This is a genomic window from Amycolatopsis sp. CA-161197 (assembly GCF_050942255.1).
Classification (GTDB): domain Bacteria; phylum Actinomycetota; class Actinomycetes; order Mycobacteriales; family Pseudonocardiaceae; genus Amycolatopsis.
In genome coordinates this window covers 127,577-140,844 of the sequence record NZ_CP192059.1, presented here as the reverse complement: position 1 = coordinate 140,844, position 13,268 = coordinate 127,577, and the positions used below count along the sequence as shown (strand labels likewise).

The 13,268-nt window shown below is 70.3% G+C and carries 11 protein-coding genes; 5 read left to right on the top strand and 6 right to left on the bottom strand.

Features of this window, described 5'->3' with window-relative positions; all coding sequences use genetic code 11:
• Nucleotides 1–76: 76 nt before the first annotated feature.
• The 3 genes from ACQPXB_RS00710 to ACQPXB_RS00700 all read right to left on the bottom strand — a co-directional run bounded on the left by ACQPXB_RS00710 (nucleotide 77) and on the right by ACQPXB_RS00700 (nucleotide 2,025).
• Entirely contained in the window at nucleotides 77–586 is a 510-nt protein-coding gene (locus tag ACQPXB_RS00710; RefSeq protein ID WP_366577046.1) for a DUF2716 domain-containing protein, read from the bottom strand.
• Between the two features lie 214 nt (nucleotides 587–800).
• On the bottom strand, nucleotides 801–1,406 hold the full coding sequence (locus tag ACQPXB_RS00705) for a hypothetical protein (RefSeq protein WP_386943709.1): 606 nt from the start codon (nucleotides 1,404–1,406) through the stop codon (nucleotides 801–803).
• A gap of 130 nt (nucleotides 1,407–1,536) precedes the next feature.
• Nucleotides 1,537–2,025 carry a hypothetical protein gene (locus ACQPXB_RS00700; RefSeq protein ID WP_432849105.1) on the bottom strand — a complete coding sequence of 163 codons (489 nt, stop codon included), beginning with the start codon at nucleotides 2,023–2,025 and terminating at the stop codon, nucleotides 1,537–1,539.
• 153 nt (nucleotides 2,026–2,178) lie between these two features.
• Between ACQPXB_RS00700 and ACQPXB_RS00695 the strand changes: the two genes are divergently transcribed.
• The 4 genes from ACQPXB_RS00695 (at nucleotide 2,179) to ACQPXB_RS00680 (ending at nucleotide 10,149) form a co-directional block, all read left to right on the top strand.
• Nucleotides 2,179–3,474, top strand: coding sequence for a hypothetical protein (locus tag ACQPXB_RS00695; RefSeq protein WP_432849104.1), 1,296 nt, complete (start codon nucleotides 2,179–2,181; stop codon nucleotides 3,472–3,474).
• A 135-nt stretch (nucleotides 3,475–3,609) separates the two neighbouring features.
• Nucleotides 3,610–4,803: a hypothetical protein gene (locus ACQPXB_RS00690; protein ID WP_432849103.1), complete on the top strand. Its 1,194-nt coding sequence runs from the start codon at nucleotides 3,610–3,612 to the stop codon at nucleotides 4,801–4,803.
• On the top strand, nucleotides 4,796–8,509 hold the full coding sequence (locus ACQPXB_RS00685; RefSeq protein WP_432849102.1) for an FkbM family methyltransferase: 3,714 nt from the start codon (nucleotides 4,796–4,798) through the stop codon (nucleotides 8,507–8,509). Before ACQPXB_RS00690 ends, ACQPXB_RS00685 begins: the two co-directional genes overlap by 8 nt.
• Before the next feature lie 83 nt (nucleotides 8,510–8,592).
• Nucleotides 8,593–10,149, top strand: a complete 1,557-nt coding sequence (locus ACQPXB_RS00680) for an acyltransferase family protein (protein ID WP_366577035.1) — start codon at nucleotides 8,593–8,595, stop codon at nucleotides 10,147–10,149.
• A gap of 77 nt (nucleotides 10,150–10,226) precedes the next feature.
• Here ACQPXB_RS00680 and ACQPXB_RS00675 read toward each other — a convergent pair whose 3' ends face one another.
• Complete coding sequence (locus tag ACQPXB_RS00675) at nucleotides 10,227–10,895, bottom strand: response regulator (RefSeq protein ID WP_432849101.1); 669 nt, start codon at nucleotides 10,893–10,895, stop codon at nucleotides 10,227–10,229.
• Entirely contained in the window at nucleotides 10,892–12,022 is a 1,131-nt protein-coding gene (locus tag ACQPXB_RS00670) for a sensor histidine kinase (RefSeq protein ID WP_432849100.1), read from the bottom strand. The genes ACQPXB_RS00675 and ACQPXB_RS00670 overlap by 4 nt, the downstream gene beginning before the upstream one ends.
• Nucleotides 12,023–12,118: 96 nt before the next feature.
• Between ACQPXB_RS00670 and ACQPXB_RS00665 the strand changes: the two genes are divergently transcribed.
• A complete protein-coding gene (locus ACQPXB_RS00665) occupies nucleotides 12,119–12,370 on the top strand; it encodes a Smr/MutS family protein (RefSeq protein WP_366577030.1) in 252 nt (83 codons plus the stop codon).
• Here the strand turns inward: ACQPXB_RS00665 and ACQPXB_RS00660 are convergent.
• A complete protein-coding gene (locus ACQPXB_RS00660; protein WP_432849099.1) occupies nucleotides 12,367–13,200 on the bottom strand; it encodes a helix-turn-helix transcriptional regulator in 834 nt (277 codons plus the stop codon). The two genes, ACQPXB_RS00665 and ACQPXB_RS00660, sit on opposite strands and share 4 nt — an antisense overlap.
• Nucleotides 13,201–13,268: the final 68 nt, after the last annotated feature.

The window sequence follows — 13,268 nt, the reverse complement described above, 5'->3', positions numbered from 1 at the left end:
GGTAGCAGCGCCACAAGCTGCACCGATGCGCCGGTCGGCCCGCCGCGACGGGCGGTTCTCCAGGCGGGACGGGCGGTCAGCGAGCCAGGGCGCTGGGGCGGCCGTCGCGGCGCAGGACCTTGGTCAGCACGCCCTCGCCGTGCTTCTCCACGGCGGGCAGCAGCCGCTCGCCGAACGCGCACAGCGTGCGCTCCCACGGGTGCCCGAGCGTGCCGAAGCTGAAGTCCTCGGCGAGGAACAGGTGGTAGTCGCCGCGCGGGAACACGGGCACCGGCCACGCCGCGCCCTCGGCCATGCGGTGCGGCCAGAACTTGAACGACTGGTGCTGCCAGTGCAGCACCCACAGCCACTCGTCCTCGCGCACGCTCTCCTTCAGCGCCGCCAGCACGATCCGCGCGACGTCGGGCTCCTCCACCGCGTACGGCCCGAGCCGGAACTCCGCCGACGCGCGGTCGAAGTCACCCGCCGACAGGTCCCACGTCCGCGACGGCGTGGGCTCGCGGAAGCCGGGCCAGTCGTGCGCGAAAGTGCTCGGCCAGAAGCCGAGCTTGTTGTAGACCCAGTACCAAGCGGGCTCGTCGGCCACTCTTGAGAGCGGTTCCCAGGCTGCTGCGTTCACTTATCGACCTCGAAGTCATCGGCCGGCTCAAAACTGTCGAAAGCTTCGTGTCCGGGGGCGAGATTGTCCAGTCCACAGCCGCCCAGTGCAAAAAGCGTCACCCGAGTGGGTGCGTCTCGTGTCCGTGGCCTGGGGTTCGGTGACCGAGCGCAGCCGGGGCGCCCGGTCACCGAACGTCACCTCACGCAGCATCCCACAGGGTCATGAACGCTGACGCCTCGCTGAACGCCCACGGCCGCAGCCGCTCGCGGTCGCGCGCCGTGAGCGTGAACTCCTTCGCGCGCCGCACGTCGACGACCAGCGCCTCGCCGCCCGGCAGGATGTCGGACATGCCCTGGGTGAGCAGCCACAGCGCGAGCTGCGCGGCGTCACGCGTGAGCGGTTCCTCCTTGAAGTAGAGCCAAGTCGCGTAGCGGCCGCCGTTGCTCTTGCGCAGGCCGAGCTGCGGGCTGAGGCCCACCTCAAGCTCCCCCAGCGGCACGCGCGCCCGGCCGACCTCGATCAGCTTCGGGTCGCGCCGGCCCAGGTAGCGCAGCCAGCCCTCCGCGATGGCCGAGTAGTGCGGCCGCGTCCGGTCGTCCGCGTGGTGGACGAGCGACCGCATCGCCACCTCGTCCTGCCGAGCCGCGCGCCCGGCCCGCACCGCGTTGGCCGCCCGCCGGTAGTAGTTGAACGCCGCCCGCGCCGGGTCCTCGTACAGCCGCCGCTGGCGCCGCACGAACGACGACCGCGTGGGACCCGTGCTCGCGCTGTAGCCGACGAACGTGGGCAGGGTGATGTAGGCCATGGGACAGCCGCCTTCCGGTCCGAACTCTTCGCCGATGCCGCCCGCGCTGCACACTTGGTGAACAGTGTGCGAGCGGCATCTCCCCTGGACACGGCCAATTTTAGAACATGTGTACGACAGTTTTTGCCGCTCAACGGGTGATCGGCGGCCAGGTTCCGGCGAGAAGTTCACGGGCCTGCTGGAGGATCTGGTCCTCGCAGAAGCTGACGGGCGTGACGTCGGTGGGGATCCAGGAGCCGAGCATCGCGATCCACCGCCGCATCTCGGCAAGCGCGCCGGGGTGGTCGAGCCGCGAATCGAGCTCCCAGACGGCAGTGGCACCCTCCTTCACCGACACGTCGCCACGTGCCAGGACGGCCAGCGCTTCGCCGAGCAGCTGCCAGCGGGCCGCCGCCGCGTCGGCGGGCACCTCGATGCCCAGCTCGGCCACGACCTGCGCGAACAGGTCGGGCGCGGTCGCGTCGTCGTGCCCGAGCCCAGCGAGTTCTGGCAGCGTCGGCGAGTCGAGCCCCGCGACGACCGCCCGCACCGCCGCGGCGACCAGGTCATCGGGAAGAACGGTTCGGCCGGCGAGCCGGTCCACGGCCAGGGCGGCCAGTTCACCGCGGGCGGAGGACATACACCGATCCTACGGACGGCCCTGGACCCTGGACGCCACGCGACTGGCGCGGAATGATCTCGCCGACGAATCGATCACGAGTCGACAAACCGGTACCCCCGCAGGTCCGGGTGCATGAAAAACTACGGCCCAGACCAGTGGCAGAGGATGGCGATGAGCTGGCAGGAAGAGCTTCGGCGGCTGGACTCCGATCTGGCCGCGGGCCGGATCGGGCACGCCGAGCACCGGCACAAGCGCGAGGAGCTGCTCGCGGAAGCGTCGGGCGCGGCTGCGGCCTCGCCGGTGGCTTCGCCGTTGCGGGCGGGTGCGAGCGAGCTCCCGGCCCAGGTGACCGAGCCGAGCCCGGCCGCGGGGACGTGGAACGCCGAGCCGGTGTCGTGGAACCAGTCGCAGCAGGGCTGGGCGCCGACCATGCCGACCACGCAGACCACGCCGATGGCGCCGGCCGCTCCGAGCACCGCGAACACCTGGGCCAGCACCAACCCGGCGAGCCAGCCGCAACAAGCCCAGCCCCAGCCGGTGTGGCACCCCGTCCAGCAGCAGGTCACCGAGCCCGTCCCCGCAGAGCCGCAGCCCGAGCCGGACAAGCAGGACAAGAAGAAGGCCAAGCCGCCGCGGCCGCCGCGGTCGTCGCTGACCCGGAAGCCGCGGTGGAGCCCGAAGGACGGTGAGCCGTCGTTCGCGACCGCGCCGAGCCCGGCCGACACGAGGCCGACCGGCTACCTGCCCGTCACCGGCGACACGGGTGACCTGGGCCGGCAGCAAACGCCCGAGCTGCGCCGCCTCTGGGAGGAAGCACCGCCGCGCAAGAAGAAGCCGACGTGGCTGTTCCTGTCGCTGGGGGTGCTGGTCGTGCTGGCGCTGGTCGTCGGCGGGATCTGGTACATCGGCAACCGGCCGAACCAGAGCGACAACGCCGACACGGTCTCGCCGCCGCCGGTGCCCACGGCCTCCGGCGGCCAGGAGGCCTCGCTCGAGGACAAGCTCCCGGAGCTGGCGGGCACGCCCAACCCCGACAACTCGACGATGTCGCTCGACAAGGCCGTGCAGCTCAAGGTCGTGTCGCAGGCCGACGCGGACCTGATGAAGGCCGCCACCGCGTCCGAGCTCGTCTACCACGCCTACGCCGACACCACGCACACCGACAACGGCACGATCCTGCTGGCCGTGCCGACGCCCTCGCCCGCGCAGGCCGCGCAGCTCGTGAAGGGGCTGAAGCAGAACCTCACGGCGGGCGGCTTCGGCAGCACCCCGCTCGGACCGGCGCCGACGGACCTCCTCTACTCGGGCAGCAGCCCGGCCGGGCGCGTGCTCGCGTTCTGGTACACCTCCGGTCCGGTGGCCATCGGCATCGGCGTGTCGCAGCCGCTCACGGACGACGCGGTGGTGCTCCGGTCGCGGATCGAACAGATCCGCACGAAGGTCGCGGCGGCCCTGCCCGCCCGCTGACGCGAGCCCCGGCCACGGAAGTCGACCCGCGGGGTCGCGCGGGGTCACAGCCGTGCACAATGTCCACGTCGTCACACACATCGGGTCGCGGTGGCGCACTGATCGTCGCCATGCCGACAGATAAGGGGGGCCCTGGTGTCCTGGCAGGAGGAGCTGCGGCGGCTGGACGAGGAGCTCGCGTCAGGGCGGCTGTCCGCGGACGACTACCGGATCCGGCGCGACCAGGTGCTGTCCTCGGCCGTCGGCCAGCAGGACCAGCCGGCGCCGCAGCAGGCCGCCCCGAGCGCGGACTCGACGCAGATCATCACGCCGGTCAGCCCGCCGCAGGGGATGCCCCAGCAGCAGCCGGCGCCGCAGCAGCAGCCGGTCCAGCAGCAGGCGCCGCAGCAGCCCGCCGGTGACCCGAGCGCCGAGCGCACCCAGGCCGTGCAGTCCTGGCAGATGCAGCAGGCCGACCCCGCACGCACCGAGTACGTGCAGCCGTCGCAGCAGCCGCCGCAGGCGCAGTACTCCCCGCCCGGCGGGTTCCAGCAGCCCGCCTCCCCGGCCGGCGGTTTCCCGCAGCAGCAGCCGTGGAACGCGCCCGAGGGCGACCAGAGCCCGCCGTGGGGTGGTGGCGAGCTGCCTCCGCTCGGCCCCACCGGCAACGACTCCTTCCGCCAGGGCCCCGAGTTCTTCGCCGAGAAGCCCAAGTCGGGCAACGGCAAGAAGATCGGCGCGATCGTCGGCGCCGTGGTCGTGCTGGCCGCGATCGCCTTCGGCGCCTACTGGCTCTGGGGCCGCGACAGGGGCGGCGGCAACGAGCAGCCCACCGCCCAGCCGACGCAGCAGGCGTCGTCGAGCGCGCCGAAGCCGCCGGACGGGATGGCGGTCGCCGACATTCCGGGCTCCGCGGAGAAGTACGACACCATCAAGAACTTCTCGCAGATCCCGGCGCTGAATTACCTCACCTCCGACGAGCTGTCAACGTACGAGGCCGCACAGGCCGGCGACGTGAAGTTCGTGGTGCACGACCTCGGCGGCGGGGCCCGGGCGATCCTCATGTTGACCAAGGTGAGCAGCCCGGCCGCGGCGCAGAACGCAGCGAGCAAGCTGCTGGCCACGCAGATCCGCAACGACGCCACCCGCGTCACCGACGCCCCGGACGGCGTGTTCGTCACCTCGGTCGACGCGAAGGACAGCTCCCCCGCGCAGATCCGTGGCCACTACTCGCACGGCAACGTGGTGATCCGGATCGAGGTGACCGCTCCGGGGAGCCTGCAGACCGCGAGGACGAACTTCGACACGATCCTCGCCGCTCAGCTGAAGGTGCTGCCGAGCAATGGGTGACGCGCGCACAGTCACCGCGTGCACGATCGTCGCGCGCAACTACCTGCCCGCGGCCCGCGTCCTGGCCAGGTCCTACCTGGCGCAGCACCCCGAAAACGACTTCGTCATCGCGGTCATCGACGGCCACGAGGACGAGCGCGACGGGTACCGGGTCGTGGGGCAGGACGCGTTCGGCATCGACCGGGACGACTACCTGCGCATGGCCACGGCGTACTCGGTCACCGAGCTGGCCACCTCGGTCAAGCCCTACCTGCTGCGCGAGCTGCGCCGCGAGTACGACGTGGCGATCTACCTCGATCCGGACATCAGGGTCTTCGCGCCGATGCCGGAGATCGCGGAGCTCGCGATGGAGCACGGCATCGTGCTTACCCCGCACGTGCTGTCCCCGCTGCCACGCGATGGGATGGAGCCCGACGAGGCCGTCATCATGGGCGCCGGGATCTTCAACCTGGGCTTCATCGGGGTCGGTCCCGGCTCCGGTGACTTCCTCGATTTCTGGGCACAGCGGCTGCGGCACGACGCGATCGTGGCGCCGGAGCAGCAGCTGTTCACCGACCAGCGCTGGGTGGACAACGTGCCTGCGCTCTTCGGCCACCACGTGCTCGTCGACCCTGGTTTCAACGTCGCGTACTGGAACCTGCACGACCGCCCGGTCAACCGTGAGGAGAACGGCGAGCTGACCGCGGGCGGAGCGAAACTGCGGTTCTTCCACTTCAGCGGTTACCGGCCGGAGACACCGTGGCTGCTGACCTACTACTGCGCACGCGAACCGCGCGTGCTGCTCTCGGCCAACCCTGAACTGCGCGAACTGTGCGACGCCTACGGTGCGGCGCTGCGCGACGCGGGTTACGCCGAGACGCTGGAAGTGGTGCCCTACGGTTTCGCCGGTTTCGGTGACGGCACGCCGCTGCCCAGGCTGGCCCGGCGCGTGTTCCGCGAGGCCTGGATCAAGGCCGAGCGCAAGAACAAGCGCCTCCCACCGCACGCCTACGGCGAAGACGGCGGCCGCGCCCTGCGCGAGTGGCTGGCCGGCGCGGAGGACTCGGCGCAAGCGGCGTCCGGGCTGAACCGGGCGGCGCTCGCCGTCTGGGATTCCCGTGTCGATCTTCGAATCGCCTTCCCGCATCCGACCGGTGAAGACTCCGAGCAGTTCCGTGCGTGGTGCGTGACCTCCGGCATCAGCGAGGGCGAACTCGCCGAGTGGGCGCTGCCCGGTCATCCGGTGGCCGCCCGCGCGCCGGTGGACGAGTTCGGCGTCAACCTGCTCGGCTATCTGACCGCCGAGCTGGGTGTCGGCGAGATGGGCCGGATCGTGCACGAGGCGATCGAGGTCGCCGAAGTGCCGATCGCGTCGGTGGTCGAGGAACGCATCCTCAACCGTACCGGTCTCGATCAACCCGAGAGCCTCGGTGACCCGCGGTTCCCGGTGAGCGTGCTCGCCGTCAACGCCGACCAGACGAGGGTGCTGCTCGGCACGCATCCCGAGGTCGGGCACGACCGCTACCGGATCGGCCTGTGGGCGTGGGAGACCGAGGATTTCCCCGCCTCGATGCACGAGGCGTTCGGTCTGGTCGACGAGGTGTGGACGGTCAGCGACTTCTGCCGCACCGCGATCGCCAAGCACTCTCCGATCCCGGTCAAGACCGTGCCGGTTCCGGTGCGCGATCCCGGTGAACCCTCTCGCCCCGCCCGCGAGGCCGGTGAGCCGGTCCGGTTCCTGTTCGCGTTCGACTTCAACAGCATCGCGCAGCGCAAGAACCCGTGGGGCACGATCAAGGCGTTCCAGCAAGCCTTCCCCGGCCGCGACGACGTGCGGCTGACCATCAAGACGATCAACGCCAAGCAGCGCCCGTTCGAGGCGGAACGGCTGCGCGCGGCAGCTGTGGGCGATCCGAGGATCGAGCTGATCGAGCGTTACCTGTCGGTGGCCGAACTGCACGACCTCTACGACCGCAGCACGTGCTACGTGTCGCTGCACCGGGGCGAGGGCTTCGGGCTGACGGTGGCCGAGGCGATGGCGCGCGCCATGCCGGTCATCTCGACGGACTACTCCAGCACCACCGAGTTCCTCGACTCGACCACCGGCTGGCCGGTGGCCTACCGGCTGGTCCCGGTGGGCAAGGGCAACGACCCGTACGAGCCGGGCACCCTGTGGGCGGATCCGGACGTCGAGGCGGCCGCGGCCGCCATGCGCGAGGTCGCCGACAATCCGGACGAGGCCGAGCGGCGCGGCCGGAAGGCGCGCCAGCAGGTGCTGCGCACGCGGTCCATGGCGGCCGCCGCCGAGTGGATGCACCGCGAGCTGCGCGGCGCCTACGAAATCTGGCGTTCGCGCCAGGCGTACCGGCCGCAGGAGCCCGAGCACCCGCTGACCCCGGTGCGCAAGGCCGCAGAGGCGCTGCACTGGCGGCCGGAGCCGGCCGCGCCCTCGAGGACGCCGCTCGCGCCCGCGATGCGCAAGGCCGTGCTGCGTGCCATCGACCACTACGACGTGCATCAACGCCGGGTCATGGGCGAGCTCCGCGACGCCACGGAGGAGACCACCAGCAGGTTGCTGGCCCGCTTGGAGTCCGTGGAGGCGCGCCTCGACGACGCGCAGCGAGCCGCAGAGCTGAGCCGCCGTTTCGACGACAAGCTGGAAACCGTCAAGACCTCGGTCGAGGGCCGGCTGCGGGCGCTGGAGACGTTCGTCGAGGAGCTGCGCGACCAGACGCCGGGCCTCGATCTGGCCGTGCGCAACATCGAGGCCGACGTCAGCAAGATGTCGGAGAGCTTCACCGGCGAGCTGGAGTCGGTCACGGCGAGCGTGCACGCCGACTTCTCGGCCCGCGACCAACGGCTCGACCAGGACGAAGAGGCAATTCAGCGCGTTTCGGTCGACCTGGGTGCGCTGCGCGACGCCGCCCGGCTCTCGCATGTTCCGATCCCGCGCGGCGCCGAGGTCGTGGTCAGCGACGTGGGCGCGCTGCTGATGCCGATCGACGAGGTCATGCTCCCGTGGATCCAGTTCCACCGGTCCTGGGAGAACAGCGAGGCCGAGCTCATGTGCGAGTTGGTGACCCGGCATCCCGGCGCCATCCTCGACATCGGCGCGCACGTCGGCTACCACACGCTGCGGCTGATGCGATCCTGCCCGGACGTCGCCCGGGTGATCGCCGTCGAGGCCGATCCCCTCAACGCCCAATACCTGCGCCGCAACCTCGCGGTGAACCTGCCCGCCGCCGCGGTAGAGCTGACCACGGTCCTGCCGGTGGCCGCCTGGGACCACGCCGGCACCGTGCGACTCACCCATCCGGAAGCCGACAACAGCGGCGACAACCGGGTCAGCGAGGACGGGCCGGGCATCGAGGTGCCCGCGGTCCGGCTCGGCGAGGTGCCCGAGGTGCGCGAGCAGCAGATCACCCTGATCAAGGTCGACCTGCAGGGCCGCGATCACCGGGCGCTGGCCGGGCTGGACGACGTGCTGCGCCGCGACCGCCCGCACATCGTGTGCGAGTTCTGCCCGGGCGCCATCGAGGAACTCGGGGACGATCCGCATGCGGTGCTCGCCCGCTACCGCGAGCTGGGCTACCAGCCGATCGAGGTCGGCGACGAAGGGCCCGTCACCTACCCACAGGGTGACCGGGAGCTGATTCGCACCGCCCGGCGTAACGAAAAGGAATTCGTGACGCTGTGGCTCCGACCCGAACCCGCCTCAGCTGGGTAAATTTCCATCCGTGGAAACCACTCGGTGCTTCTTAGTTACACTCCTTACGGACTAAGTCGGTTCGACCAGCTGGGGGGTGGGCGTTGACCGCAGTCACGCCCACCGAACCGGCGAAGAAAACCCGGATCGTCTTCATCGACATCGGCCGCGGGCTCGGTGCGCTGCTGGTCTTCTACAGCCACATCGCGCATCCTTGGGTGAAGGCCAAGGGCGAGCACGCGCCGTACATCGACTTCATCGAGGCGCTCACCAGCGACCCGATGCACATGTCGACACAGGGCATCGGGGAGATCGCGGTTCCGTTCTTCTTCCTGGTCAGCGGTTTCGTGGTCACCCCGATCGCGCTGCGGCAGGGCAGCCGGCGGTTCGCCGTGAACCGGCTGATCCGGGTGTACGCGCCGATGGTGTTCGTGGTGCTGCTGACCGCGCTGCTGATCTTGGTACACCTGCATCCGCCCGCGACGCCGGGACAGTCGCAGCAGCTGACGCCGCTGACGGTGCTCACCAACTCCCTGCTGGTCAACTACCTGATCAACCCGCAGGTCGTCCTGGTGCCGGTGGCGTGGACGATGATCGTCGAGGTCCTGTTCTACGTCATCCTGATGCTGTTGCTCCCGGTGCTGCGCCGGTGGGTGTGGCTGGCCATCGCCATCGAGATCACGTTCATCTTCGTGGTGATGCTGAGCGGCAGGCAGCTCACCGCCGAGTACTTCCTGTTCGCGGTGAACGTGTCCTACCTGCCGATCATGATCATCGGCCAGGTCATCTGGGCCACCACGTCGAAGAAGATTCCGCTGTGGGCCGGTGGCGTGTTCGGTGGTCTGGCGTGGAGCCTGTACGTGCTCGGCGACATCATCAACGTCGGCCGGGTGGACACGGCCTACAACCTGTCGATGGCGTTCGCAGTGGTGCTGTTCCTGCTGGGCATGATGGCGGAACCGAAGCTCAAGCAGCGGAAGTTCTGGACGATCGTGTCCGAGCGCAGCTACTCGATCTACCTGTTGCACATGCTGGTCTCGTTCGTGCTGCTGCAGCTGCTGCGCCCGGCGGTGCCGCTGCCGATCGCGTTGCTGATCGTGATCCCGGCGGTGTTCGGCGTGGTCGAGGTGAGCTACCGGTTCGTCGAGCGGCCGAGCCACGCGCTGGCGCGCAAGCTCTCGTACCGGCGTGAGAAGCCGACGCCGATCCAGGTCACCAGCGAGATCACGATCGAGATCCCGAAGGTGGACCGTCCTCGGCACCGGGCGGGTGACGCGCCGGTGGGCTCCGTCTCCGGCTCGTTGAACGGCAGCTTGCCGCCCCTGCCGACCAGGGGCGTGCCCAAGCCGCCGCCGACTCCGCCGCAACGTGCTCCGAAGCCGCCTCCGCCGACCGACGCGGAGCAGACCGTGATCACGCCGCGGGCGGCCCCGGCTCGCCGGCCGCAGCCCCAACCGCAGCCGCAGCCTCGGCCCCCGCTCGCGCAGGAGTCGGGCTCCGACCGCACGGCCGAGCCCCGCGCCCGCCACAGCACGCCGCGGCGGCGGCCCTCAGCCCCGCTTGAGCTGCAGCACCAGTCTGACCAGGAAGACCACGGCCAGCGCGGCGACCACGACGATCTCCCACGCCATGGGAGCTCCTTCCGCCGAACACATCGCTGAGTGAGGCGATGCTCTGCCGGTAAGGCGTCCGAACGTGGGACGACGTTCACCGACACGGCGTAACTCACACCTTCGGGCTAGTTGCGTCGCGGGGTCACGAGGCCGGATTCGTAGGCCAGGACCACCAGCTGCGCCCGGTCCCGGGCACCGATCTTCGTCATGATCCGGCTGACGTGGGTGCGGGCCGTGGCGGTGGAAATGACCAGGTGAGCGGCGATTTCGTCGTTGGACAGGCCGCCGGCGACGAGGCCGAGCACCTCGCGTTCGCGGTCGGTGATCTCCTTGACCGCGGCCGTGTCGATACGGCGGTGCTCGGGGCGGCCGACGAACTCCGAGATCAGCCGGCGCGTCACGGTCGGGGCCAACAGCGCCTCGCCGGCGGCGACCACGCGCAACGCGCGCAGCAGCTCCACCGGCTCGGTGTCCTTGAGCAGGAAGCCGCTCGCCCCCGAGCGCAGGGCCTCGTAGACGTACTCGTCGACGTCGAACGTGGTCAGGACCAGCACCTTCACGCCGGCCAGCGCCGGGTCGGCGGTGATGCGGCGGGTGGCTTCGAGACCGTCGGTGCCGGGCATGCGGACGTCCATCACCACGACGTCCGGTTTGTGCTCGGCCGCGAGCGCCACAGCTTGCGCGCCGTCGCCTGCTTCGCCGACGACGTCGAAGCCGTCTTCGGTCTCCAGCAGTACGCGGAACCCCGCGCGGACCAGGGCCTGGTCGTCGGCCAGCACCACCGTGATCGTCATGTTTCCCCCTTCACGGGCAGTTCGGCCCGGACTTCGAAACCGCCCTCGGCGGCACTGACCAAGCCGGCCTGGACCGTCCCACCGAGGGCGGCCGCGCGTTCGTTCATGCCCCGCAGCCCGTGGCCGGGTGTGGGGGCGGTGGTGGCGCGACCGTCGTCGCGGACGGTGAGCGTGAGGGCTCCCGGGCGCCGTTCGAGGTGGACGTCGACGTGCTGCGCCCCGTCGGCGTGACGGACGACGTTGGTGAGCGACTCCTGCAGGATCCGGTAGGCCGCCCCGGCCACGGGCGCCGGCACGTCGCCCGCGTCGCCGTGCAGCCGCACTTCGAGGCCGGCGGACCGAGCGTGGTCGAGTAGCTCGCCCAGTTGCGAGAGGCTCGGCGCGGGTGCCTTGTCCTCGCCCGAACGCAGCACGGCGAGGGTCGCGCGCAGATCGTTGAGCGCCGACGCGCTGGCCGCCTTGATGTTCAGCAACGCCTCTTTCGCCTGCTCAGGCCGCCGATCGGCGACGTGCGCGGCGACGCCGGCCTGCACGTTGATCATCGCCAGGCTGTGCGCCACGACGTCGTGCACCTCGCGCGCGATCTGCAGCCGCTCCTGCTCGGCCAGGCGGTGGCGGTGCTCCACCGCCTGCTCACGCCGCGCCGCCAGGGCCGCGAACTGGTAGCGCACGGCGGTGCCGATGCCGATCACCGCCGCCAGCCACACCACGAACACCCCGGCCGAAGGCGCGATCGCGAACGACCGCGTGGTGATCACGTGTGCCGCGTACCCGGCGACGAGCACTCCGGCGCCGGTCCAGCCCGCGACCACCGGGCCGCTGCGCCGGGTGAGCATGAACAACGCGATCGTCGGCACCAGGATGATCGGTCCGCCGGGCTCGGCTGAAGCGTAGAACGCATACGCCGACGCGGCCGTGACCACGAATACCGGCAGCGGGTAACGGTGGACGACGAGCAGCGTCAGCACGGTCGCGACCAGCCAAGCGGCGCCCGCCGCGGTCAGCAGGTGAGCGCCCGGCTGCCAGCGGCCGGCCGCGCTCGTGGCTCCGAGCGTGAACACGAGCACCACGACGGTCCGGAACACGCGTCCGAACCACGGGTTCCGCGCCCGCCACCAGTCCTGCATGGTGCAGAAAACTACCGCTCACGGCGCCTTCGCGCGTCCGTCCGGAAGCGGCACCCCGGCTACGTTTGGTGCCGTACGACGCCCCGAGGAGCTGACATGCCGGACATGCTGACCGTCGACCTGCACCCGATCTTTCGGAGTGACCGCGACATCGACGCGGCCGTGCGAACCGCGATCTTCCGCGCGGCGCGGGAAAAGGTCGAGGTCGTGGAAATCATCACCGGAAAAGGCTCCGGCAAGCTGAAGAAGCGCGTACTCGCCACGCTGAACCAGCCGCACCTCAAGAAGCTCTACCGCCGGGTGGAAACCGACAAGGACAACGACGGACGGGTGCTGGTCCGCTTCTAGTCGAACGAAGTCGGCAGCTTTGCGGCCGTCTGCTCGTCGGCCGGGGTGTAGGTGGACACGGTGATCTCGGAGCGGCGGCCCGAGTACAGGTACGTGAAGTTGAACTTGAGCAGCCCGACGTCGGGGTGGTCGTAGCACTTCGTGCGGATCGGCTCCGGGTTCACGTCGTGGCGGTTCCACAGCTGCTCGAACAGCGGCGACTCCGCCTTCAGCCGCTTGACCAGCGCTTTCCACGACGGTTCGGCCACGTGCTCGGCCATCGCCGCGCGGAACGACGCGACCACGCGCGGGGTGTTCTGCTCCCAGTCGAGCATCCGGCTGCGCCAGTCCGGGTTGAGGAGGCACTGGACGAGCGTGTTGCGGTCTTCGAACGGGATCGAGTCGACGTCGCCCATGAGCCACGCGTACGCGCGGTTGTAGCCGAGCAGGTCGCAGCGCGCGTTGCGGACCGCGACGGGGAAGGGCTCGAGCTGCGTCATCATCTTGCGCATCGAGGCCGTGATGGCGTTGCACTCGTTGGCGGCCGGCGGTTCGGGCGCGCCCGCGAGGGTGAACAGATGCGAGTGCTCGTGCGGATCGAGGCGCAGCGTCCGCGAAATCGCGCCGAGCACCTGCTCTGACGCGTTGATGTCGCGGCCCTGCTCCAGCCACGTGTACCAGGTGACCCCGACACCGGCGAGCTGCGCGACCTCTTCGCGCCGCAGGCCAGGCGTGCGACGGCGGCCGCCGAGGGGCAGGCCGACCTGCTCGGGCGTGATGCGGGCGCGGCGGCTGCGCAGGAACGCGCCGAGCTCGCCGCGGCGGAGGCGTTCTTCGACAGCGGTGGTCATGCTCCCAGTTCAGCACAGCGCGTTGCCTGGTACCAGGTAGTCCCACTACCAGGATAAGAGCGCACCTG